23 protein-coding genes and 1 pseudogene are annotated in these 20,921 nt (G+C 63.8%); 13 read left to right on the forward strand and 11 right to left on the reverse strand.

Features of this window, described 5'->3' with window-relative positions:
• Positions 1–106 precede the first annotated feature (106 nt).
• A complete protein-coding gene (locus G522_RS0124345) occupies positions 107–1,585 on the forward strand; it encodes a hypothetical protein (RefSeq protein ID WP_026793244.1) in 1,479 nt (492 codons plus the stop codon).
• A 6-nt stretch (positions 1,586–1,591) separates the two neighbouring features.
• On the opposite strand, the gene G522_RS0124350 is transcribed toward G522_RS0124345, so the two are convergent.
• Genes G522_RS0124350 through G522_RS0124365 form a run of 4 tightly spaced genes read right to left on the reverse strand, consistent with a single transcriptional unit; the run spans position 1,592 to position 2,910 of the window.
• Positions 1,592–1,885, reverse strand: coding sequence for a 1-deoxy-D-xylulose-5-phosphate synthase (locus tag G522_RS0124350; protein ID WP_245586731.1), 294 nt, complete (start codon positions 1,883–1,885; stop codon positions 1,592–1,594).
• A gap of 27 nt (positions 1,886–1,912) precedes the next feature.
• Entirely contained in the window at positions 1,913–2,257 is a 345-nt protein-coding gene (locus G522_RS28620; RefSeq protein WP_245586732.1) for a hypothetical protein, read from the reverse strand.
• Positions 2,258–2,302: 45 nt separating this feature from the next.
• On the reverse strand, positions 2,303–2,584 hold the full coding sequence (locus G522_RS0124360; RefSeq protein WP_026793246.1) for a helix-turn-helix domain-containing protein: 282 nt from the start codon (positions 2,582–2,584) through the stop codon (positions 2,303–2,305).
• Complete coding sequence (locus G522_RS0124365; protein WP_210162979.1) at positions 2,581–2,910, reverse strand: type II toxin-antitoxin system RelE/ParE family toxin; 330 nt, start codon at positions 2,908–2,910, stop codon at positions 2,581–2,583. Before G522_RS0124365 ends, G522_RS0124360 begins: the two co-directional genes overlap by 4 nt.
• A gap of 159 nt (positions 2,911–3,069) precedes the next feature.
• Here G522_RS0124365 and G522_RS28625 point away from each other — a divergent pair, with 159 nt between their 5' ends.
• The 8 genes from G522_RS28625 (at position 3,070) to G522_RS29355 (ending at position 10,689) form a co-directional block, all read left to right on the forward strand.
• Positions 3,070–3,270: a hypothetical protein gene (locus G522_RS28625; protein WP_036840878.1), complete on the forward strand. Its 201-nt coding sequence runs from the start codon at positions 3,070–3,072 to the stop codon at positions 3,268–3,270.
• Positions 3,270–4,973 carry a portal protein gene (locus tag G522_RS0124375; protein WP_026793248.1) on the forward strand — a complete coding sequence of 568 codons (1,704 nt, stop codon included), beginning with the start codon at positions 3,270–3,272 and terminating at the stop codon, positions 4,971–4,973. The genes G522_RS28625 and G522_RS0124375 overlap by 1 nt, the downstream gene beginning before the upstream one ends.
• A gap of 272 nt (positions 4,974–5,245) precedes the next feature.
• Positions 5,246–5,611, forward strand: a complete 366-nt coding sequence (locus G522_RS0124380) for a Bbp19 family protein (protein ID WP_026793249.1) — start codon at positions 5,246–5,248, stop codon at positions 5,609–5,611.
• The gene (locus G522_RS28630) at positions 5,604–6,296 is read left to right on the forward strand and encodes a hypothetical protein (RefSeq protein WP_156887052.1); all 693 of its coding nucleotides are present in this window, start codon (positions 5,604–5,606) and stop codon (positions 6,294–6,296) included. The genes G522_RS0124380 and G522_RS28630 overlap by 8 nt, the downstream gene beginning before the upstream one ends.
• A gap of 7 nt (positions 6,297–6,303) precedes the next feature.
• Positions 6,304–7,353, forward strand: coding sequence for a major capsid protein (locus G522_RS0124390; RefSeq protein WP_026793250.1), 1,050 nt, complete (start codon positions 6,304–6,306; stop codon positions 7,351–7,353).
• Between the two features lie 166 nt (positions 7,354–7,519).
• Complete coding sequence (locus G522_RS0124395; RefSeq protein ID WP_026793251.1) at positions 7,520–7,942, forward strand: Bbp16 family capsid cement protein; 423 nt, start codon at positions 7,520–7,522, stop codon at positions 7,940–7,942.
• The gene (locus G522_RS0124400; RefSeq protein ID WP_026793252.1) at positions 7,942–8,259 is read left to right on the forward strand and encodes a hypothetical protein; all 318 of its coding nucleotides are present in this window, start codon (positions 7,942–7,944) and stop codon (positions 8,257–8,259) included. The genes G522_RS0124395 and G522_RS0124400 overlap by 1 nt, the downstream gene beginning before the upstream one ends.
• 198 nt (positions 8,260–8,457) lie before the next feature.
• A complete protein-coding gene (locus G522_RS29355; protein ID WP_051229227.1) occupies positions 8,458–10,689 on the forward strand; it encodes a glycosyl hydrolase family 28-related protein in 2,232 nt (743 codons plus the stop codon).
• 40 nt (positions 10,690–10,729) lie between these two features.
• Here G522_RS29355 and G522_RS0124410 read toward each other — a convergent pair whose 3' ends face one another.
• Positions 10,730–11,101 (reverse strand): winged helix-turn-helix transcriptional regulator, encoded by a 372-nt coding sequence (locus G522_RS0124410; protein ID WP_051229229.1) that lies wholly within the window; start codon positions 11,099–11,101, stop codon positions 10,730–10,732.
• Positions 11,102–11,207: 106 nt separating this feature from the next.
• Between G522_RS0124410 and G522_RS0124415 the strand changes: the two genes are divergently transcribed.
• A complete protein-coding gene (locus tag G522_RS0124415) occupies positions 11,208–12,026 on the forward strand; it encodes an SDR family NAD(P)-dependent oxidoreductase (protein ID WP_026793254.1) in 819 nt (272 codons plus the stop codon).
• Positions 12,027–12,294: 268 nt separating this feature from the next.
• On the opposite strand, the gene G522_RS0124420 is transcribed toward G522_RS0124415, so the two are convergent.
• The gene (locus G522_RS0124420) at positions 12,295–13,635 is read right to left on the reverse strand and encodes a GAF domain-containing protein (RefSeq protein WP_026793255.1); all 1,341 of its coding nucleotides are present in this window, start codon (positions 13,633–13,635) and stop codon (positions 12,295–12,297) included.
• The gene (locus tag G522_RS0124425) at positions 13,632–14,102 is read right to left on the reverse strand and encodes a hypothetical protein (protein ID WP_026793256.1); all 471 of its coding nucleotides are present in this window, start codon (positions 14,100–14,102) and stop codon (positions 13,632–13,634) included. Before G522_RS0124425 ends, G522_RS0124420 begins: the two co-directional genes overlap by 4 nt.
• A 209-nt stretch (positions 14,103–14,311) precedes the next feature.
• On the opposite strand from G522_RS0124425, the gene G522_RS0124430 reads away from it, so the two are divergent.
• Positions 14,312–15,019: a hemerythrin domain-containing protein gene (locus G522_RS0124430; protein WP_026793257.1), complete on the forward strand. Its 708-nt coding sequence runs from the start codon at positions 14,312–14,314 to the stop codon at positions 15,017–15,019.
• 680 nt (positions 15,020–15,699) lie between these two features.
• Here the strand turns inward: G522_RS0124430 and G522_RS0124435 are convergent.
• Genes G522_RS0124435 through G522_RS0124450 form a run of 4 tightly spaced genes read right to left on the reverse strand, consistent with a single transcriptional unit; the run spans position 15,700 to position 19,221 of the window.
• Complete coding sequence (locus G522_RS0124435) at positions 15,700–16,704, reverse strand: TRAP transporter substrate-binding protein (protein WP_026793258.1); 1,005 nt, start codon at positions 16,702–16,704, stop codon at positions 15,700–15,702.
• A gap of 24 nt (positions 16,705–16,728) precedes the next feature.
• Complete coding sequence (locus G522_RS0124440; protein ID WP_026793259.1) at positions 16,729–18,009, reverse strand: TRAP transporter large permease subunit; 1,281 nt, start codon at positions 18,007–18,009, stop codon at positions 16,729–16,731.
• A gap of 1 nt (position 18,010) precedes the next feature.
• Positions 18,011–18,610, reverse strand: coding sequence for a TRAP transporter small permease (locus tag G522_RS28640; protein ID WP_084633390.1), 600 nt, complete (start codon positions 18,608–18,610; stop codon positions 18,011–18,013).
• Positions 18,611–18,633: 23 nt separating this feature from the next.
• The gene (locus tag G522_RS0124450; RefSeq protein ID WP_036840886.1) at positions 18,634–19,221 is read right to left on the reverse strand and encodes a gluconokinase; all 588 of its coding nucleotides are present in this window, start codon (positions 19,219–19,221) and stop codon (positions 18,634–18,636) included.
• Between the two features lie 107 nt (positions 19,222–19,328).
• Here G522_RS0124450 and gntR point away from each other — a divergent pair, with 107 nt between their 5' ends.
• Both gntR and G522_RS30225 read left to right on the forward strand, forming a co-directional pair.
• Entirely contained in the window at positions 19,329–20,372 is a 1,044-nt protein-coding gene (gene gntR, locus G522_RS0124455) for an HTH-type transcriptional regulator GntR (RefSeq protein WP_026793261.1), read from the forward strand.
• 15 nt (positions 20,373–20,387) lie between these two features.
• Positions 20,388–20,553 (forward strand): annotated as a pseudogene (locus G522_RS30225) (IS5/IS1182 family transposase); the annotation flags it as partial.
• Between the last annotated feature and the right edge of the window lie 368 nt (positions 20,554–20,921).

The raw sequence follows: 20,921 nt of genomic DNA on the forward strand, positions 1-20,921 counted from the left end.
TCGTCCTGAGATCCTCGGCCTGCGCCGAGGAAGACAGTTTTGATAGTTATGAGAATGGGTTAGGTGGTCGCGTCGCAATTGCGCGCGGGCACCGGAGCGCTCATCCATGACCACCCGGCCCGACCCCAACGAGGAGATCATCCGCTTGGCGGCCGCCTGCCGGCTCGATCCTGACAGGTGGTCGCTGGCCGCGTGGGATTGGGGCGAGGGGGATCTCACCGCGCACCCCGGCCCGCGGCAGTGGCAGCGCGACATCAACCGGCAGATCCGCGATCATCTGGCGGATCCGGAGAAGCGCTTCACGCCGCTCAGGATCGCCGTCGCCTCCGGTCATGGCATCGGCAAGTCGGCCGAGATGGGGATGCTCAGTAACTGGGCGATGTCGTGCTGGGCGGATTGCCGCATCGTCATCACCGCCAACACGCGGCCGCAGATGCAGACCAAGACGGCGCCGGAGGTGGGGCTGTGGTTCCGCCGCTCGGTGACGGCGCATTGGTTCGACATGCAGGCGCAATCGATCCGCAGCCGCGACCCCAAGCGGGGCGAGAGCTGGCGGCTCGATTTCGTCACCTGGTCGGCCGAGAACACCGAGGCCTTCGCCGGCCTGCACAACCAGGGCCGCATCATCCTGTTGCTGTTCGACGAGGCATCGGCCATCGCCGACAAGGTGTGGGAGGTGGCCGAGGGCGCGCTGACCGACGAGAATACTGTGATCCTCTGGGTGGCCTTCGGCAACCCGACGCGCAACGCCGGCCGCTTCCGCGACTGCTTCCGCAAATACCGCCACCGCTGGCAGACGCGCCACATCGACAGCCGCTCGGTGGAGGGCACCAACAAGGCCTATCTGCAATCGATCGTCGACGATGCCGGCGGCGAGGACAGCGACGTGGCGCGCTATCGCGTGCGCGGCGAATTCCCCAGCCAATCGCCGATGCAGTTCATCAGCGAGGCCGACGTGGAGGCGGCGCGGGCGCGGCATCTCCGGCCCGAGCAATATCGCTTCGCGCCGAAGATCATCGGCGTCGACCCGGCCTGGACCGGCGCCGACACGGTGGAGATCGTGCTGCGCCAGGGGCTGACGGTGAAGAGCCTCGCCAGCCTGCCGAGGAACGACAACGACGTGGAGGTGGCGGGCCTGATTGCCCGCCTGGAGGACGACGAGGGGGCCGACGCCGTGTTCGTCGACGCCGGCTATGGCACGGGCATCGTCTCGGCCGGGCGGACGATGGGGCGCAACTGGCGGCTGGTGTGGTTCGCCGGCAAGCCCATCGACCCCGGCTATCTCAACAAGCGGGCGGAGATGTGGGGCACCGTCAAGCGCTGGCTGAAGGACGGCGGCGCCATCGACCCCGACGACCGCATGCTCTCAGCCGACCTGATCGGCCCGGAAACCGTGCCGCGCCTCGACGGCAAGATCCAGCTCGAAAGCAAGGCCGACATGAAGGCGCGCGGCATTCCGTCGCCCAACAGGGCGGACGCGCTGGCGCTGACGTTTGCCGAGCCGGTGGTGAAGCGCGGGGCGGGGCAGGGCGGAGGGGCGAGGCGAGGCGCGGAGGAGCGGTACGATCCGCACGCGGGGCTGTGAGTGGTCTCAACCCGGCGGATTGGTCTTCCTGATGTCGCGCCAATATTCCTCTGCAACATCCTCATCGATTTCAATGGGCTGGGAGCTGCTCGGGTAGAGCCTGTCTTTGCCGTCCTGTCTTGGTCCGGAAATCCAGAACCGCTCGCCGTTATCAATGTCGACGTAGTTCGCTTTGAACCCCTGCGTCGACCTCAGAAACGTTCTTCCGCCATAGCTGACGGATCTGCCCGTTTTCGAGAATGTAACGCGGCCGATCCTGGCGGGGCCGTTCAACCCTGCCGACTTGTCTTCGATGTACATGATACGCGTTTTGGACATTGGTCACGATCACCCGAGGTGCGGGGTGTTCGCCTCCTTGGTGCTATTGGTTTGCGGGCGCCCGCGTCCACGCTTGAGGTGCTCCGCCAGTTCAGGAAGAGTCATAGCTAGCGGAACGGCCTTCGCGAGTTCCTCGGAGGTCATGGGGCGTTCGATGTCCGGGTCCGGGCCGATAAGCTCGCCAGTCGCCGTGTGCACCCACCAACCGTCGTCGTCCTGATGGACGCCACCAGCGGCGATCAGGGCTTTCATCTCGCGATCGTAGACCTGCCAGCGACGCGTCATCTCCGCGTCGTCCGCAGGGCTGTCGCCGAGATCCTTGGTGACGAAGCTCGGCCATTTCTTCTCAGTCATGGATCAGGCTCCCGCGATCACGCCTGAATACTCGTATCTGAAAATTCAAGCCGCTACGCGGATCTGGATATCTACCTTGAGGCCAAGCGCGGTCAGCATGTTGATCAGGCTGTCGAGGCTGAACATGCTGATCTTGCCCCGCATCAGCGCGGAGACACGCGGCTGCGTGACGCCGAGCTGCTTGGCGGCTTCGGCCTGGGTCCACCCCTTCGCCTTGATCGCATCTTCGATCGCATCCATGAGCGCGGAACGCAGCTTCATGTTCTCGGCTTCGGCGGGCGTGTCCTCGATCGCGTCCCAGACGCTTGCAAATCTCTGACTGGTCATTTGCGCAGTCTCCGTACCAAGTCGTTGTAGCGATCCGTCGCTAATCTCAAATCAGGCAGGCTCGTCTTCTGCGTCTTCTTCTGGAAGCAATGCAGAACGTAGATCGCATCCTCAAATTTCGCGATGTAGATCACGCGAAACTGCCCGGCGGCGTCGGTAATGCGTATCTCCCTGACGCCGCTGCCGATCGAGGTCATCGGCTTGGAGTCAAATGGCTCTTTGCCGCGTTGCACCCTGTCGAGCTGCCGCCCTGCGTCTCTTCGCGCCTCCTCGGGAAATGCGCGAAGATCGTCGAGCGAGGTCTTCTCAAACACCACGTCTTTCATGAGGATTATATACATTCCGATATAATGGTTTGCAAGATTGACGTTTGCATTTGCAGTTTTGCAAATTCCTGGCGGTCGCCCGAACCCCGCCAACCGCAGCGTGGAAACCTCACCCGCCTTATTCCCTAGGAGATACGATCCACACGTGGGGCTTTGAGCATGTGCCTTTCGAGATCGACCCCCAAGGTTGAGCAATACAAGACGTCCGCCCAGTCGCAGGAGCCGGACAACGGCGCCGTGCAGACCTCGGCGGCCCGCCGCGCCACCGACAAGCTCCGGGCCGGCGCCTCCACCATTCTGACCAGCGCCAACGGCGTGCTGCAGGATGCCGCCACCCAGAGAACCGTCCTGGGGGTGTGATGGAAAAGCGCAATAACGAAACGCAGGTCCAGTATCACCGCCGCCGGGCCGAGGAGCTGAAGCGGGTTCGCCAGCCGTGGGAATCCACATGGACGGGCCTCGCCGATTTCATCGCACCGCACCGGCTGCGCCTCGAGGCCACCGACGAGCGGGCGATCTCGAGGAAGCGCATTCTCGATCCGTCCGGCACTTTTGCCTGGCGGACGCTCGCCTCGGGCATGCACTCGGGCCTCACCTCTCCGGCGCGGCCGTGGTTCCGCTTTGCCACCACCGATCCGGAGCTTCGCGAATGGGGGCCGGTGAAGCTGTGGGTGGACGAGGTGGAGAACATCGAGCGGCGGATGTTCCAGCGCTCCAACGTCTACCCCGCCTTCCACGAGGGCTATGGCGACATCGGCCTGTTCGGCCAATCCTGCGGCATATTGATCGAGGGCGGCGATGATCCGCTGCACATGATCCAGCTCTTGCACGGCCGCTTCTGGATCGCCCGGGACGCCGAGGGCCGGGCGACGACGCTCTACCGCATGCTCCGCTGGTCGGTGGAGAAGATCGTGCGGCGCTTCGGCCTCGAGACCCTCTCCACCTCGATCCGCTCGGCCTATGACGCCGGCCGCTACGACCAGACCTTCGACATCTGGCACGCCATCGAGCCGCGGCATAGCCGCGACCCGCAGAAGATCGACAAGCGCAACAAGCCCTTCCTTTCCAACTACTGGGAGCACCAGGGCGGCGCCGGATCGAGTGGCGACGGCCTGCTGGAAGAAAGCGGCTTCGACAGCAATCCGATCATCTGCCCGCCGTGGCTGATCTGCGGCGATGATGCCTACGCGCAGTCGCCCGGCATGGATTCGATCGGCGACGTGAAATCGCTGCAGGCCATGGTGCGCGACAAGCTGGAGGTGATCGCGAAATTGGCGCGGCCGCCGCTGCAAGGGCCGACCAGCCTCAACGGCAACCCGACGTCGCTGCTGCCGGGCGCCATCACCTTCGTCGACGATCCGACGGGGAAGGGCCTCAGGCCGGTGATGGAGGCGAGCCCACAGATCGGGCCGCTGTTGCAGGACATCAACGAGACACGGCAGCGCATCAATTCCGGCTTCTATGCCGACCTGTTCCTGATGCTCAGCAACATGGAAGGCATCCAGCCGCGCAACCAGTTCGAGATCGCCGAGCGCAAGGAAGAGAAGCTGCTGGCGCTCGGGCCGGTGCTGGAGAACATCTACAACAACCAGCTGGAGCCCTGCGTCGACCGGGCCTTCGAGATCGGCCTGAAGCGCAACCTGTTCCCACCGCCGCCGCGCGAGATCCAGAACCAGCGGCTGGCGGTGGAATACATCTCGACGCTGGCCCAGGCGCAGAAGGCGGTGGCGACCGGCGCGGTGGAGCGGCTGGTGTCGTTTGCCGGCCAGTGGGCGGCGATGAAGCCGGAGGTGCTCGACAAGCTCGACGCCGACCAGTCGATCGACGTCTACGCCGACATGATCGGCGCGCCGGCGGCCATCGTGGTGCCCGACGACAAGGTGCAGGAAGCGCGGCAGGCGCGGGCGCAACAGCAGCAGCAGGCGCAGATGGCCCAGATGGCCAAGACGGTGGCGCCGGCGATTTCCGCCGGGGCCAGCGCGGTGAAGGCCGGCAAGGACGCGGGCATCGATCCAGCCGCCGCGCAGCAGCTGATGGCCCAGCTGGGGATCGGTGGGGCTTAGGGGGGCTGATATGGGCCGCCCGCTCTACCTTCCTGAGGTCCCCGCCTTCGCGGGGATGACAGGAAATTGATATTTGGGAGCAAGCGGATAGGTGGCGTCGGTCACTATCAAGCTGCCGGATGGATGGGCGCCCGTAACCATCAAGCTGTCATCCCCGCGAAGGCGGGGACCTCAGGCAGGATGGGGCGAGCGGGTAATATAGAGCTCCTCCGAGCGGCTTGGACACCGGATCGCGTGAATAAATCGCGTAAAATCAATAGGATATCTAGCTGATGCTCGATGAGTTCGAAGCGCGCGAGGCGCGCGATGCCGAGGCGGTGAAACGCGCCGCGCAGGAGGAGGCGGATCTGCGCGATGCCTTCCGCCTGCTGATGGACAAGGCCGAGGGCAAGCGGGTGGTGTTCTGGCTTTTGGGACGGGCCGGGCTCTACGCCAACGCCTTCGATGCCGGCAGCGAGGCGGCCGAGCGCTATCGCCTGGGCCGGCAATCCCTAGGCCTGGAGATTCTGCAGAAGCTCGACCTGGTGGACGCGCGGCTCTACCCGCGCCTGCTGTTGGAACGCGGCGAGGCGAAGGAATTGGAACGGGCCGCTCGCAAGGACGGCGCAACCGAGGATGGGGACGATCAATATGCTTGAGCGATGGATGTATGGTGCGGCGGTGTTCGCGCCCGAAGGCGACGGCATGGGCGGCGGCGCCCCGGAAGGTGGGGCGGCGCCTGTCGGCGGAGTACCGCCTGAGAGCCTGATGTTCCCGAGCGAGGCGCCGGCTGACGACGCGGGTTCGCCGCCTGAAGGCGCCGAGGGCGACGCGCCGGAGACGGATGCGGCCGACCTTGCCGACGAGGTGCCGGAAGACGGCCGCTATGACTTCAGCCTGCCCGAGGGCATGGCGATCGACCAGAAGCTGGCCGAGGCGATGTCGCCTGTCTTGAAAGACATCGGCCTGACGCGCGGCCAGGCGCAGGCGCTGGCCGGGGCTCTCGCCGCCCACCGCCAGAGCGAAGCCGCCAATGGCAGCCGCGAATGGGCGGATATCCAGACCGGCTGGGTGAACAGCGCCAAGAAGGACAGCGAGATCGGCGGCGGCCGCTGGGACACTTCGGTGGCCACCGCGCAGGGCGCGCTTGCCCGCTTCGGCACGCCGGGGCTGCGTGCCTTCCTCACCGAAAGTGGCGGCGGAAACCACCCCGAAGTTATCCGGTTCATGGCGCGCGTCGGTAACGCGATCGCTGAAGACCGACCGGAGAGCGGCGGGGCTGGGGCAGGGCGCAGTCAAGAAGCCGCCCACCTGCTGTTTCCGAGCGACAAGCCCAAGGGGTAAATGACACATGGCCACCGTTGGCACCTACTACCCGAACCTGATCGACGCGCAGAAGCAGAGCGCCGAGGGCACGGTTCTCGAAATCCTGTCGCAGCAGAATCCGGTGCTGGACGACGCGATGGTGACCGTCTGCAACCAGCAGGCCACCCACCGCCATATGATCCGCACCGGTCTGCCCTCCGTCGCCTGGGGCCGCCTCTACAAGGGCGTGCCGCAGTCGAAGGCCACCGTGCAGCAGGTGGACGACACCACCGGCTTCCTGGAAGCGCGCTCGGAGATCGACGTACGCCTTCTGGCGCTCGCCAAAGACGCCGCCAAGCAGCGGCTCGTCGACAGCGCGCCGTTCCTGGAAGCGATGAACCAGGAGATGGCGACCGGCATCTTCTATCACGACGTCGCCACCACGCCGGAGAAGTTCAAGGGCCTCGCCGCCCGCTACAACGCCTATTACGACGGCCCCAACGCCACCAAGCCCAACGTCGCCGCCGGACAGGTGATCGACGGTGGCGGCCGCGGCGCCGACAACACCTCCATCTGGTTCGTCACCTGGGGCGACCACGCGACGTCGCTGCTGACGCCCGAGGGCATTCCCACCGGCGTTCAGGTGTCGGACAAGGGCGAGGAAGTGACGCTCGATGCCGCCGGCAACAAGTTCTACGTCAAGTCGACGCTGTTCTCCTGGCATGTCGGCATGTTCGTGAAGGACTGGCGCTACAACGCCCGCATCGCCAACATCGATGTGAGCGACATGCTGTCGGGCTCGGTGGACATCTGGAAGCTGCTGCGCGAGGCCTACTATCGCCTGCAGTCGCGCCGGCTCAACGCCACCTCCAGCCGCATCGCCATCTACATGAACCGCGACGTGCTGGAAGTGCTGGACGCCCAGTCGTCCGACCGGTCGCTGGTCAGCAACGCCGGTAGCTACAACTACAACGCCCCCGGCCTCAAGCGCGACAACATGGAAGGCAAGGAAGTGCTTACCTATCGCGGCATTCCGATCCGCGAGACGGATGCGCTGCTGAACACCGAGGCTGCCCTCCCTGCCTTCGCCGGTTGAAATCCTACTGGGGTGGACAGCTAGCTTAGTCTTCTGCGCTTCCGGTGCTCACGGACAGGAAGTCCGCTCCGCTCCGGTTCTCGAAGCCGTCGCCATCTGCCTCACCCCAGCGAATTTCAAGGTGCCCTTTCTTGCGGGCGCTCACTCTTTCCAAAGGGACATTCCCATGATCCTGGACACTCAGGCGCTGTTTTCGGACGCTCAGCCTGTTACCGCGACGGTTGCCTCCACCAACACTATCGACTTCGGCCCGATCTCGCCGGCCATCAAGACCTTCGACGCCGGCAAGGGCAGCGAAGTGGCCCTGCTGGTGCAGGTGGTGGAAGACTTCAACAACCTGACGTCGCTGCAGATCGACCTCGAGCTCGACACCAGCGCCACCTTCACGCCCGACAAGGTGATCCCGCTCGCCACCTGCACGCTGGCCCAGCTCAAGGCCGGCATGCAGATCGCCCGCGACGACCTGCCGCGCGGCATCACCATGCAGTACGGCCGCCTCAAGTACACCGTCACCGGCACGGCGCCGACCACCGGCAAGATCACTGCCGGCATCGTCGCCGGCGTGCAGTCGAACGGCGTGGCCCTCTGATGCGCGTCACCGCCGTCCGCAAGGGCTACTTCGGCGGCAAGATCCGCGACGCCGGGGAGGTCTTCGACCTTCCCGACGCGCTGATGAAGATGAAGCCGTCGTGGGTGGAGGCGGCGGGCAGCGCAAGTGTCGCTGCTTCCGACGAACCCGAGCCGGAGGCCGAAACGCCGCCACCGGCCGACGCCAAGCCGGAAGCCCGCAAACGCGGCAGGAAGCCGAAGGCAACAAGCGCACCGGAGTCTCCCAAAGGCAACGGCCTCACCGAAGCCCTCGGCGGCCCCCCGCCGGATTGGATTCCCGGAAATATCAGCGAATGAGCAGGCGGGCTTCGGCCCGCCTGAGTTTTTATGGGAGCCGGATAGGAGCCGCCGCGCCTTCTCGTCCTGAGGTCCTTTGTCTCCGTAGAAACCCTAGGTCTGGCAGAGTCGAGAGGCCGATATTGGCGCCTTCCGTACCCAAGCCAATCGAGCGAGAACGAGCCTTCGCAGGCTCTGTTTATGTGAGGGAGCTACACCATGGGCGATCAAATCTCAGTAAAAGACTTCGGTGCTTTAGGCGACGGGGTGCATGACGATACGAGTGCGTTTGTCGCCGCATTGGCAGTCTGTGAGGGGTCCCAAACGGCCCTGCATGTCCCACCTGGGACTTATAAACTCTCAACTTGGGCAACCCGCCTTTCGACATTCGTTTTCATGCGCGGCGACGGGGCTGGCGTAACAACATTGGTTGGCCCGAAGGTTATCGGCACGCATTTCGTAAAACTGACGGGTGGGATACTCGATTTGGAAGGCTTAGCTTTTCAGGAATTCGATAACGTCGGCTATTCGGATGTATCTGTCGACGCAGTCCGTATAGTAAAATGCAAAGCAAAGTGGAATAGATCATATTTCTATCGGCAGGCCGACGTAACGGACTTTCCTTTATCTTCCGTTGGGCGGGCTATTCTCGACAACAACGAGGTTGAAAATTCTGGTGGGTTCATGCTTCATGGGGCGCTTCCGCAAGGCGGCCTAGCCTGCAATAACGTCATGAAGAATGTTGGACGTGACGCCACGATCTGGACTTCGGACAACCCTCTCTGGCAGACTTTCGGGATTTCCTTTGGTGATACAGACAACAATAACAGTATAGTATCTCAGTCCTTGGTCGGCGCCGTAAATATTATCGGAAATATTGTCGACGGCATGGGCAACGCGGCAGCGCTCGGAAACTTTAACACGACGAACGCGATCCAGGTGTCGGCTATTTCAGCGGTCGTCACCGGGAACCTGATTCGCGGGATGGATGCTACCGATGGGACCAATTGCGAAGCGATATACTGCAAGGCTCAGAACTATAACATCTCATCAAACACCGTTATTGATGGGACAAAGAATAGCGCCTGCATTGCGGTAAAGGGTACACTGAATAATTATGGGCCGATGCAAAAGAATGGACTTATCTCGAACAACGTTATTGTAGCCAGGAACAACTATAGCGAAAGCGGCATCATCGTATTCGCGGGCGGTGAATTTGACATTATAAACAATCTCATCGATGGCATGGGGAAAGATAGCATCAAGCTATACAATGATCCATACGACGCCAGAGTCTCCGGCAACCATATCTATAACAATGGTGGGGCCGAGGCCATAACGTTACTCGCTGGCAGTGTCTCAAATGTCCAAATACATGATAATACGATCGACCACCTATTGGCGACGACGGGCAATCTTCTGCCTATCCGAGTGACCGCCAATCCTAAAACCTTAAGTACAATCTTGGTAACTAGCGGAGGAGGCGGCTATACGTCGACCCCGACAGTTGTGATCAGTGGCGGCGGAGGCACAGCGACCGCCCAGGCGACAATCAAGGATGGGGCTGTCATCGGAATTATCGTCGACAGTAGCAACACAGGTTTTACGTCGATCCCGACGGTGACAATCTCCGGCGGTGGCGGCTCTGGCGCAACTGCCACTGCCGTCTTGTCGACGGGCAAGGTGAACAACCTGTCGATTCAGCGGAACCGTATCAATTGGTCACCAAAAAGCTCTCTGACGTCTGCATGTAGTATTTACATTCAGTCGGATAGTTTAGAGGCGGGGTCGTGCGGGGGAATCTCGATCAAAGACAACCGGGTATTTGCCGACAGCGACACCACGCATACCAGCATCCAAGGAATAAATATCTATTCGGCAACCGCCGGCTGGTTCCGCGATGCAGAAATTGATGGTGTGCACATGAACGGTCCAGATCCGAGTGTCATCAAGCCTGTGAACTTCAATTCATCTGCCTCTCTTTATGCTCAGGCCGCACACTATCAGAGCTTGCAGATTAACAATATAACGGTGAATGGCTTGCGACGGAGGACGCTAACTAAAGCTCAGATCGACGAGAACCGTGCAACCTTTGTGGTGGCAATGGCGGGGACCGCAGTTGGCTCGAAGCTGATCGGCTATATACCCAACAGTGTGATGGTAACGCGGGCGCTGGTCTTCACTAACGCCGCGCCGACCTCTGGAACTGGTGCCGGTAAGGTTGCTTTTTCGCTCGGAGGTTCTGGCGTGAAGCAAATCCTAAATGATACGCCGGTTACCGGTTTCACTGGGAACACTTTCACCGCTTGTATACCCGATGGTTCCGCTGCGAACGCCAAGCGTGCTTTCGCATCTGCTGGCCTCGTTCCCGTGTACATGGATGTGGCTGTCGAAGCGCTTACTGGCGGTGTATTGACACTGATCCTCGAAACGGAGGCGATTGCTTCCTAGAATCTCTTGTTTTGTGTATGGCCGGTTCAAACACCCCCACCTACCTCGTCTCTCTCCCATCAAACCGCTCCTGCGCATCCCTCAAATCCCCCTGGTGCTCCACTCCCCAGTCGTAAAGCGCGGTGAACGGGTCCTGCAGGGTGCGGCCGAGCGGGGTGATGGAGTATTCCACCGCGATCGGCGAGCTGACGGTGACCGTGCGCTCGACCAGGCCGTTGCGCTCGAGTCGGCGGAGCGATTCCGTCAGTGCCTTCTGGGTGATGCCGTCGAGGCGGCGCTTCAGGGCGTTGAAGCGCTGGGGCTTATCGCAGAGGAAGGTGAGGATCAGGATTGCCCATTTGTGGGCGATCTGTTCGAGCACCGGCCGCACGCCCGGCAGCGTCTCAAGGACTTGTTCCTCGGTGTAGGCCATTGGGTCTCCTCGGGGATACCTAGGATATGAGAGGTGCGTAATTGACACCTAGTACATGTCGTATACCTGTAAAGCTCCCTTTCGTCATCAGGTATAGGAGCATCCCTTGGTACAGTCCCAAACCACCCGGCCCGGCACGGCCATCGTCACCGGTGCCTCCTCCGGCATCGGCAAGGTCTACGCCGAGCGGCTGGCGTCGCGCGGCTATGACGTGATCCTGGTCGCTCGCCGGCAGGATCGCCTCAGGGAGATCGCCGGCGACCTTGGCGCGCGGTTCTCGGTGAAGGCCGAGGCGCTGGTGGCCGACCTTTCCACCGAAAGCGGCGTCGCGGCGGTGGCGACGCGCCTTTCGAGCGATGCCTCGGTGTCGCTGCTCGTCAACAACGCCGGCTTTTCAACGATGAAGCCGCTGACCGAGACGCCGGATGACACCGTCCGCAGCATGATCGCCCTCAACATCACGGCGCTGACGGTGCTGTCGAAGGCGGCGCTCATCGCCTTCAAGGGCCGCAACGCCGGCACTCTCGTCAACGTCGGCTCCGGCGCCGGCTTCAGCCCCTATCCCAACATTCCGGTCTACGGGGCGACCAAGGCCTATATCTTCCTGTTCACCCAGAGCCTGCAGAACGAGGTGGAGGGAACGGCCGTCCGGGTGCAGCTGGTGCTGCCGGGCGCGGTGGTTTCCGAGGGCTGGGACGTGGCCGGCGCCGAGCTGGAGGCCTTGCCCGAGGGCATCGTCATGACGACGGAGGATTGCGTCGACGCGGCGCTGGCGGGGCTGGACCTTGGGGAAACGGCGACGGCGCCGTCGCTGCAGGATGCGGGGTTGCTCGAGGATTATGTAGCGCTGTCCGGCAAGGTGCTGCAGTCGGTGTTCGATGCCAAGCCGGCGGAGCGGTATGGGGTGGGGAAGGCCGCGGAGTGAACGGGCGGGCTTCGGCTTCCTAAGGTTGATCGGGAGACCGATATCGGCCGCAGCATCTTCTCGTCCTGAGGTCCTCGCTTTCGCAAGGATGACAGCTTGATAGATAGGGGGGCTAGCTGGACGATCGACCTATCCGTTTGTTTTCATTTATATAAATCTGTCATCCTTGCGAAAGCGAGGACCTCGGGCAGGATGGGACGAGGGGCCGATATAGGGCGCCTCTTCATAGCCGATCCAGCCAAGGAAGATCGGTTCGGGACCTGGACGCCTACTCCTCCACCACCCTGATCTCCGGCACGCCCTCGATCACCAGTCGAATTTGTCCCCGATCCGGGCGCTCGATGCGGATGGGGCCGCCGCGTTCTTCGAGGCGGCGGCGCAAGAGGATCAGGCGGGTCTCCAAGTTGTCCTTGAAGTCGGGGAGGTTGAAGGCACGGTCGCGGCGGATTTCGCGGTTGGAGAATTCGCATCGGCCGGTGTCGGCGTAGCAGCGCACGAAGTGGTAGAGCAGGCGCCCCGGCACGCCGCGGATGACATAGTCGTTGTCGATGAAGATGCCGCCGTCGCGCGGGAAGAACTGGAAGCCGAAGGCGCGTTTGGCCTCCTTGGCGCCGGCGGCGGACGTGCCGCGGGTGGCGACGTCGCTTGCGGCATCCGTCAGTTCGAAGATCGCCAGACTTGCCGCGATCTGGCGGGCGATGATCTCAAGCGCCGCCTCATCGGCATAGGAGAAGGCGAAGCTCTCCTCCGATTCCGCGAAGATCACGCCGGAGAGCCGGCCGCCGGCCATGAGCGGCACGGCGATCTGGCATTGCGGCTCGGCGATGGATGGCAGCGGAATGTCGGCGCTGTAGAGGCCGGTGGCCAGGGCGACGGCCGACACATAGCGCTGGCCGCGGCGCATGTCGGCGATGCGCAGCGTGAGGCGGCGCTCGGCGGCGACGCCGATGATGCCGTCGCCAAAGGCGATTTCCGCGCCGAAGCCGAAATGCGGGTAGCCGCGGCTCGCCACCGTCTGGAGCTTGCGGCCCTCATCGTCGGCGATCAGGATCATGGAATGGCGGAAGCCGCAGCGCTCGTCGAGGATTTCCAGACTGCGGTCGAGCAGCGTTTCGGCGTCGGTGATCGCCGAGAGCTCGGCGGTGGCCGCCGCCGCCTCTGCCAGAAGATCGCGGTTGGCGACCGGCTTGGGCGGCAGCTCTTCCAGCGGCGCGACGGGGTCGATGCGCCGGCAATCCTCCACCCGGTATATGTCGACGGCGCGCAGCTTCAGCATATGCGACTTGCCCTGCAGGCCGGCCATGACGTCGAGCTGGGCCGACACCCGGTCGAAGATCGGGCCGGACTGGGAGGAGCTTTCGAAGACGAGGTCGAGCACGTGCTGGAGGCTGGTGCGCCCGTCGATGACGACCACGGTCGCCCGCCCGTGCAGCCGCACGTTGGCGGCCGTCTTGGAGAAGAACTGGTTCGACAGCGCCACGTGCTGACTGTCGACGTAATAGACGTGCGACAGGTAGGATACGTTCGGCATGCCCGCGGCGTCGGTGGTGGCAATGACCGAGGGCATGATGCCCTCGAAGCTGTCGCGAATGGTTTCGAGCGGTGTCATGCCTCTCTCCGCAGCCGCTCGCCGGCCTCCGGCCCCGGCGTCTGGATGAACAGATCGGCCGGCCAGAAGCGAATGGCCACCAGATCGGCGTTCGAGAACACGGTCGAGAGCTGCAGCCGGCTGATGCCGAGCGGGGCCATGACGGCCAGCATGCTGTCGATGTAGCGCTGGGCGCGCTCTGCCTGATCGTCCGTCGCCAGGGTGACGCCGGCGATCTGTCCCTTGATCTGCAGCGACTGGTAATTGTCCGGCCGGCACACGGTGAGGGCGATCGGGGCGCCGCTTCTGGCATTGGCGGTGAAGTCGGGCCACTGCGTCGAGGAGGCCAGGAGGGCGACGTCGCCGACTTCAGGGTCGAAAGAAGCGCCGCAGCCGCGGCCGATGTGAGCGCGCATCGCATCGTCGCGTGTGGCGGCGATCATCATGACGGTGTCGGAGATGAAGGCGGCGACATCTTCCTCGAGCATGGGACAAGCTCCGGTCAGGTCCGGGGAACCGTACGTCTTGTAACACGACGGCCCTCGTCCGATCCACGCGTCGGAGCGATAGGAAATATTTAGGAAGGTGAGGCGCCGCTTAGCAAGCTTTTAGGAAGCCCGGCTGAGGGGGCGAAGGTATCTCCTCGTCACCGCACCGATGAACGGCGCGGCTTTGACATAACCCCTGGGGGATCATCATGACGCACGCCGACCTTTTGCAGACTATCCCCGCGCTCAACGGGCGCTACGACATCTACGGCAATATCCACAAAGGTCTTCGCCGGGCGCAGTGCCTGCTGCTGGCCCGCCTGGGCAGCAACGACTTCGAGGATGTCACCACGACGGACAAGCTGCTCGGCGACCTCCGCCGGCTGCTGTCCATGGCGGCTGCCCACGTCAAGCACGAGGACACCGAGATCCATGCCGCGCTGCGGAGCCGCGGCATCTCCACCGACGGGGTCGACGAGCAGCACGACGATCACCGCGCCGCCTTCGAGGCTCTCGAAGCCCGGATCGCCGATGTGGAGACGGCAGCCGCCGCGCGCCGCACTGAAGCCGGCCGCGCGCTCTACCTGGCCTTCGCCGCCTATATCGCCGACGATTTCGCCCACATGCATGAAGAGGAAACGGTGATCGGCCCGGTGCTCTGGCAGACCTTTTCCGATGCGGAACTGCACGCCATGGAGATGCGCATCGTCAGCGCCCTGCCGCCGGAAGAAAACATGGCATTCACCCGCATGATGCTGCCGGCCATGAACCCGGAGCAGCGCACCATGATGGTCGGTGGCATGCTCCAGGGCATGCCGCGGGAGGTGTTCGCCGCCGTGGTCGAGTTCGCCATCCGCCCGTCGCTGAGCGAGGCGGAGTTCCAGGCGCTGCGCTCCAGCCTGAGCCTTGCGGCATGACCCCGCCGGCAGAGCCTCTCTTTTCATCCGGCTGCCGGCCGGCCCGCTGCCAGCGCTGTGGCCGAGGCTGCCGGATGATCTCACCCGACAGCCAGGCGAGCTTCAGCCCGCCCGAGCTTGATGTGGGCCTGCCGCCTCACCGTCCCCAGACGTGGACGAGCAGCGCGGGGGCGGCGGGGCGTATAGGGCGCCCGTGAAGGCTGGCGGGATGCTGGGACTGCCGGATGGGAGCCCTGATATGGGCCGCCGCGTCTTCTCGTCCTGAGGTCCCCGCCTTCGCGGGGATGACAGATTTATATTTAGGGAACAATCGGATAGCGGGGTGCGCCCTCACATAGGTTGCTGTTCCGCGTGGGCGCCGAATGCTACCGCAAGGGGACCTTGCGGGCGGGTAACCGCTTCTCCCCCTATATCAAGCTGTCATCCCTGCGAAGGCAGGGACCTCAGACAGAATGGGGCGAGGGGGTGGTATGGGGCGCCCTCTATGTGCGATCCAATTGAGCGGGTGCGTGATATGGGCCACTGCGCCTTCTCGTCCTGAGATCCTCGCTTTCGCAAGGATGACAGATTTATAAAGGAATCAATAAGATAGCGCCGGCGCGGGGTTTCGCGGGCGCTATCTTGCAGCTTCATAGAGAGCCACGGCCGCGCTGGGCTGACCGTGGCTCTGGCGTCTGTGCTTACTTCACCTCTGCGATGGCGGCCTGAAGATCTTTCAGGACTTCGGCGCCGCCGTCGGCGGCGAACTTGTCGGCGGCGGGCTTGGCTTTTTCCTTGAGGCGGGCGAGTTCCTCGGGCGACAGTTCGGTGACCTGCATACCGTGGCTCTTCAGGGCATCGATGCTCTTCAGCGAGGCTTCGCGGCTATCCTTGCGCTCGAAGTCGCGCGAGGCAACGGCTGCCTCAAGCAGGATCTTGTGTTCGTCGTCGGAGAGCTGGTCCCACCAGGACTTGCTGGCCAGCACGATCCACGGGCTGTAAACGTGGCGCGTGATGGTGAGATACTTCTGCACCTCGTAGAACTTGGCCGACTCGATGGTGGTGACCGGGTTCTCCTGGCCGTCGACGGCGCCGGTCTCCATGGCCGAGAACAGTTCGGAATAGGGCAGCGGCACGGCGTTGGCGCCGAACGAGTTGAACATGTCGATGTAGACGGGGTTCTGCATCACCCGGAGCTTGATGCCGGCGAAGTCCTCCATCTTGGTGACGGGGTGCTTGCTGTTGGTCAGGTTGCGGAAGCCGTTCTCCCAGTAGACCAGACCGACGAGGCCCTGCGCTTCCAGCTTGTCCATCAGCTTGCGACCGAAGGGGCCGTCGAGCACGGCGTCGGCCTGCTTGTTGTCGGCGAACAGGAAGGGCAGGTCGTAGACGCCGAAGTCCTTGACGATGCCGACCAGCGTGGCGGTCGAGCCGACCATCATCTCCTGCGCGCCGCCGATCAGCGCGTTCTGCATCTGCACGTCGGAGCCGAGCTTGGCGTCGCCGAAGGTGCGCATCTTCAGCTTGCCGTCGGAGAGGCGGCCGACTTCCTCGGCGAGGAACTTGGCGGCGCGGCCCTGGTTACTGGCTTCCGGCAGGCCGAAGCCGAAGCGGATGATGCGGGCGCTGACGTCCGCCGCGGCGGAGGCGGTGACGCCGGCCGCCAGAAGCGCGGCGGCGACGGTGGAGGCGAATGCGAGTTTCATGGTCTTCTCCCTTTTCCCTTTTGGTTATGGATGGAACAGGTGCGACGGCACCGTGATGATCTCGGGGAAGATGATCATCAGGACAAACAGCACGAGGTAGACGAGCAGGAACGGCCAGATGCCGACGGTGGCGCGCTCCAGCGAGATCCGCGCGATGGCCGACACGGTGTTCAGCACCGTGCAGACCGGCGGGTGGATCAGGCCGAGCGTGCCGATCAGTACGAACATGACGCCGAAGTAGAGCGGGTCGATGCCGGCGGTGGTGGCGATCGGCATCAGCACCGGGCCGAGCACCAGGATGGTCGGCGTCAGGTCCATGACGGTGCCGACGGCGAGCAGCAGCAGGCAGATCATCGCCATCAGGAGGCGCGGCTCGTGCATCACCGGCTGCAGGAGGTCGGTGAGCTGCGAGGTGAGGTCGGAGAGCGTGATCATGTAGGCCGACACCAGCGCGGCGGCGACCAGGAACATGACGGTGGCGGTGGTGCGCGCCGCCTGGACGAACACCTCGACCACCTCGGCCACGCCGATCTCGCGGTAGACGAACAGCGTGACGAAGAGGGCGTAGACAGCGGCGACGACCGCTGCCTCGGTGGGTGTGAACAGGCCGCCGCGCAGGCCGCCGATGATGATGACGGGCAGGAACAGCGCCCACAGGCCCTCGCGCAGGGCGGTGAGGCGTTCCCGGCCGGTGCGCTTGGGCTGGGCCACCACATCCATGCCGCCGACGGCCCACTTCCAAGTAAAGACCAGCGCCAGCCCCATGAGGAGGCCAGGGACGATGCCAGCCATGAACAGGCCGGTGATCGACACGTTGGTGGTGACGCCGAAGATGATGAACGGCATGCTCGGCGGAATGATCGGGCCGATGATGCCGCCGGCGGCGACCAGGCCGGCCGAGCGCGGCACGGGATAGCCGTTGTCGCGCATCATCGGGATCAACAGCGTGCCGAGGGCGGCGGTGTCGGCGATGGCCGAGCCGGACAGGCTGGCGAGCAGCACGGCGGCGCCGATGGCCACATAGCCGAGGCCGCCGCGGATGTGGCCGACCAGGGTGACGGCGAGGTTGATGATGCGCCGGGAGATGCCGCCGGCGTTCATGATCTCGCCGGCCAGGATGAAGAAGGGCACGGCCATCAGGGGGAAATTGTCGGCGCCCGACAGCATGTTCTGGGCAACGAGCTGGGCGTCGAAGAAGTCGAGATAGAACATCAGCGCCACGCCCGTCAGCATCAGGGCGAAGGCAATGGGCATGCCGAGGGCCATCAGGCCGAACAGCGAACCGAGGAAGACGGTGAGCGTCATGTCAGATCTCCCCGAGGCTGGGCTTGGCGGCGCCGGGAAGGTCGCCCAGGGCGGTGCGCTCGACCTCAGGCACCTCCGGCCGGCCTACGTCGTCCAGGATGTGATCGGGGTTGGGGTCGCCGGGCATGTGGCCGCCGGGCGAGCCGGTGACGATGCGGTAGAGGTTGATCAGCGTGAGGCCGATCATGACGATGGCCGAGAAGACGCCAGCTGAGGCGAAGAAGGCCATCGGGAAGCGCAGCACGGTGGAATAGGTGGAGAGGCCAATCTTGGTCTGCGTCCAGCTGCCGGAGAGGAACAGCCAGAGCGCATAGAGGATCAGGAGGTGGCTGAGAACCGCGCAGACCCGGCGAACCGGCACCGGCAGCCGCGCCTGCACCAGTTCGAGGCCCAGGTGCTTGTGCTGGCGGAGCGCCAGGATCGCCCCGAGGAACACCAGCCAGACGAACATCAGGCGGGAGATTTCCTCGGCCGAGGCGATGCCGCTGCCGAAGGCGTAGCGCAGCACCACGTTGCCGAACACCATGACCACCATGACGGCCAAGAGCGCCGCCATGGTGTATTCGAGGATCCTCTCGAGGACCGTCTTGACCCTATCCATGGGCTTTCTCCGATTTTCTGCGGTCAGGGCGTCTCGGCTCTGGCGGGTTCTGAGGAATGTGAGGCGTCGGCCGGCACGGGCTCGCTGGCCTCGCCGAGGGCGAGCACGGCGGTGGCGACGATGTCGTCTGGGCTCAGCTCCACCGAAAACGTCAGGGCCTCCTCGTCGGCGCCGGGTGGTTCCAGCGCAGCCAGCTGGCTGTCGAGCAGGGCCGGCGGCATGAAGTGCGAGCGGCGGGCCTCGAGGCGCTGCGTGAGAAGCGCGGCGGGGCCGGCGAGGTGGAGAATCGCGATGGGGCCGAGCCGCTCGCGCAGCCGGTCGCGATAGCGCCGTTTCAGGGCGGAGCAGGCGATGACCACCGGGCCATCCGCCTCACGCCGCGCCTCGACGGCCGCCTCGGCGACGGCGGTGAGCCAGGGCCAGCGCTGCTCGTCGGTGAGCGGCCGTCCCTCGGACATGGCGCGGATGTTGCCGGCCGGGTGGTGGTCGTCGGCCTCGATCAACCGGCCGCCGGTCGCGGCCGCCAGCATCGCGGCGACCGTCGACTTGCCGGCGCCGCAGACGCCCATGACGAGAATATAGTCGGCTTGAATGGCAACGGATGCAGCCATCGGTCGTCCTCCCCAACCGTGTCTGTTACTCGCCATACAAATGTTAGCGCTGTCATTTGTCAATGCGACGAACTGCGATATACTCCCCGCCCGGGGAGGCCTCCGGTATGAAGAGTGACAGGTCCGCTGGGAAAGTGACGCTTGCCGACGTTGGGCGAGTCGCAAATGTAAGCGCTATCACCGTGTCACGGGCGCTGCGCAAACCCGAGATGGTATCGCCCAAGCTCAGGCAGCGGATCGAGGAGGTGGTGGCCGAGCTCGGCTATGTGCCGGACCCGGTGGCCCGGGCGCTGGCCTCCGACCGCACCGACGTCATCGGCGTGCTCATTCCCTCGGTGACCAACAGCGTGTTCGCCGACGTGCTGCGCGGCATCTACAGCGGCGTCGAGGGCTCGCCCTTCAGCGTCCAGTTCGGCAACACGCGCTATTCGGTGCTGGAGGAGGAACGGCTGCTCCGGGTGTTTCTCAGCCAGCGTCCGGCCGGGCTGATCGTGTCCGGCATCGACCAGTCGGAGACGTCGAGGACGCTGCTGACGCAGGCCCGCTGTCCGGTGGTGCAGATCATGGAGATGGGGCCGGCGCCTGTCGACATGATGGTCGGCTTCTCCCATTGCGACGCCGCCTATGACGCGACGCGGCATCTCATCGCCAATGGCTACCGGCGCATCGCCTTCTTCGGCGCCCGCATGGATCCGCGCACCCAGCGGCGTCTCGAGGGCTATCTCAGGGCGGTGAAGGAGGCCGGACTGTTCGACGAGGGGCTGCTGATCACCACGCCGCGCGCCTCGACGGTGGAGCTGGGCTGCCAGCTACTCAGCGACCTGTTGGCACGCACCCAGGCGGTCGATGCGATCTTCTGCAACAACGACGACCTGGCGCTCGGCGTGCTGTTCGAATGCCAGCGGCGGCGCATCGCCGTGCCCGACGACATCGGCCTCTGCGGCTTCAACGACCTGGAGATGATGGCGGTCGCCAACCCGCCGGTCACCAGCGTGCGCACCTTCCGCCAGGAGATGGGCCGGCGAGCGGTGGAGATGGTGCTGGCCCGCGTCGCCGGCAAGGATGTGCCGCAGCCGGTGGTCGATCTGGGGTACGAGTTGATGGCGCGGCAAAGCACGCGCGGGCAGGAGCGCATGCGCCGGGGGGCGTGAGGCTCCAGGCACATAAATCGCATCTGGAAGAGCTGCTTCTCGCCCTATCAATACCGCGACCAGAACGCCATCGAACGCATACTGCCGCCTCAAGGACTTCATGCGCATCGCAACCCGTTGCGACCGCCTTGCAACCTACTTTCTGGCCATCCACATCGCCGCAACCGTATGTTATTGGCTATGCTGCCGGATAGGAACATTCCGCCAGCGTAGTCGCAGCCATAACAATGGGGCAGTTATGATCGCTTTTCGAACGAGATCTATCATCGCATTTGTTTTTGCCATTGCATTATATGGAAATGCTCACGCCGGAGAAGGCATATATGGATGCTGGGATAATATTCATCTGGCACCGGTCGATCCAGAATATTCACCGCAGCACATAACTGAGGCGTCTGAGGGTGATATGCTTTGTTTCAATAAAGACGGAACAATCGTCACGGAGCATTTTGGTGGCTTTGAGTTTCTGGGTACTCAAGGTAATTTTTCCTACAAAGCTGGACGTCTTGTGCTGACTAAGAAGGAGCGAGTCGACGGATGGCCTTTTGC

Origin of the sequence: Pleomorphomonas oryzae DSM 16300, assembly GCF_000422965.1 — a bacterium.
Taxonomy (GTDB): Bacteria; Pseudomonadota; Alphaproteobacteria; order Rhizobiales; family Pleomorphomonadaceae; genus Pleomorphomonas; species Pleomorphomonas oryzae.

Coding starts and splice junctions, on each gene's coding strand:
- G522_RS0124345 (WP_026793244.1), top strand. CDS start 107: ATGACCACCCGGCCCGACCCCAACGAGGAGATCATCCGCTTGGCGGCC.
- G522_RS0124420 (WP_026793255.1), bottom strand. CDS start 13,635: ATGACACCGCTCGAAACCATTCGCGACAGCTTCGAGGGCATCATGCCC.
- G522_RS0124365 (WP_210162979.1), bottom strand. CDS start 2,910: ATGAAAGACGTGGTGTTTGAGAAGACCTCGCTCGACGATCTTCGCGCA.
- G522_RS0124390 (WP_026793250.1), top strand. CDS start 6,304: ATGGCCACCGTTGGCACCTACTACCCGAACCTGATCGACGCGCAGAAG.
- G522_RS28640 (WP_084633390.1), bottom strand. CDS start 18,610: ATGGATAGGGTCAAGACGGTCCTCGAGAGGATCCTCGAATACACCATG.
- G522_RS28625 (WP_036840878.1), top strand. CDS start 3,070: ATGTGCCTTTCGAGATCGACCCCCAAGGTTGAGCAATACAAGACGTCC.
- G522_RS28630 (WP_156887052.1), top strand. CDS start 5,604: ATGCTTGAGCGATGGATGTATGGTGCGGCGGTGTTCGCGCCCGAAGGC.
- G522_RS0124360 (WP_026793246.1), bottom strand. CDS start 2,584: ATGACCAGTCAGAGATTTGCAAGCGTCTGGGACGCGATCGAGGACACG.
- G522_RS28620 (WP_245586732.1), bottom strand. CDS start 2,257: ATGACTGAGAAGAAATGGCCGAGCTTCGTCACCAAGGATCTCGGCGAC.
- G522_RS0124350 (WP_245586731.1), bottom strand. CDS start 1,885: ATGTACATCGAAGACAAGTCGGCAGGGTTGAACGGCCCCGCCAGGATC.
- G522_RS0124450 (WP_036840886.1), bottom strand. CDS start 19,221: ATGGCTGCATCCGTTGCCATTCAAGCCGACTATATTCTCGTCATGGGC.
- G522_RS0124375 (WP_026793248.1), top strand. CDS start 3,270: ATGGAAAAGCGCAATAACGAAACGCAGGTCCAGTATCACCGCCGCCGG.
- G522_RS0124395 (WP_026793251.1), top strand. CDS start 7,520: ATGATCCTGGACACTCAGGCGCTGTTTTCGGACGCTCAGCCTGTTACC.
- G522_RS0124425 (WP_026793256.1), bottom strand. CDS start 14,102: ATGCTCGAGGAAGATGTCGCCGCCTTCATCTCCGACACCGTCATGATG.
- G522_RS0124435 (WP_026793258.1), bottom strand. CDS start 16,704: ATGAAACTCGCATTCGCCTCCACCGTCGCCGCCGCGCTTCTGGCGGCC.
- G522_RS0124380 (WP_026793249.1), top strand. CDS start 5,246: ATGCTCGATGAGTTCGAAGCGCGCGAGGCGCGCGATGCCGAGGCGGTG.
- G522_RS0124440 (WP_026793259.1), bottom strand. CDS start 18,009: ATGACGCTCACCGTCTTCCTCGGTTCGCTGTTCGGCCTGATGGCCCTC.
- G522_RS0124430 (WP_026793257.1), top strand. CDS start 14,312: ATGACGCACGCCGACCTTTTGCAGACTATCCCCGCGCTCAACGGGCGC.
- G522_RS29355 (WP_051229227.1), top strand. CDS start 8,458: ATGGGCGATCAAATCTCAGTAAAAGACTTCGGTGCTTTAGGCGACGGG.
- gntR (WP_026793261.1), top strand. CDS start 19,329: ATGAAGAGTGACAGGTCCGCTGGGAAAGTGACGCTTGCCGACGTTGGG.
- G522_RS0124400 (WP_026793252.1), top strand. CDS start 7,942: ATGCGCGTCACCGCCGTCCGCAAGGGCTACTTCGGCGGCAAGATCCGC.
- G522_RS0124410 (WP_051229229.1), bottom strand. CDS start 11,101: ATGGCCTACACCGAGGAACAAGTCCTTGAGACGCTGCCGGGCGTGCGG.